1 protein-coding gene is annotated in these 566 nt (G+C 39.2%); it reads right to left on the reverse strand.

The window, feature by feature from the left end; all coding sequences use genetic code 11:
* On the reverse strand, nucleotides 1-566 hold a 566-nt coding region (locus tag WFZ86_RS20140), incomplete at both ends, for an AMP-binding protein (protein ID WP_342693616.1).

Genomic DNA, 566 nt, shown 5'->3' on the forward strand with positions numbered 1-566 from the left:
TTGAATAAGTGCAGACATCCTCCGCTTAATAAAGAACCGTACAATACAGTATTTCCTAAATCGGCAGAAAGTGAAGACATTAATCCGAAGCTTTTGTTGGCACTGATCGAAATCTTAGCTTCCAATCCTTCATAATAATCTACCAAATTCTTATGACTCACCTGAACTCCTTTTGGCTGTCCTGTTGTACCCGAAGTGTAAACCACATAAGCAGTCGTCTCCTCTGTTGCCAATGATGTAAAAGTAACATCCTGTGGAAGTGCCTGGATATCGGCATACTGAATATCGATAGAGAACACCGGAACTGAAAAATCAATTACATCAAATAAGCTCGAAGATTCGATCAACAAACACTTCACATTGGCTTCCTGTACCATGTACAATTGACGTTCTTTTGGTAAAGAAAGATCAATTGGAACATAACCTGCTCCCGATTTTAAAATGGATAAGATCCCCAATAAAGACCAGTTCGAAGTATCCATCATGATCCCCATCAAATCATTTTCTTTCAGGTCGTAAGTTTGTTGATAGTAATACGCTAATTTCGTAGCGGCTTCATCCAGCTC

The organism is Flavobacterium polysaccharolyticum (genome assembly GCF_038739875.1).
In the GTDB taxonomy this organism is placed as follows: domain Bacteria; phylum Bacteroidota; class Bacteroidia; order Flavobacteriales; family Flavobacteriaceae; genus Flavobacterium; species Flavobacterium polysaccharolyticum.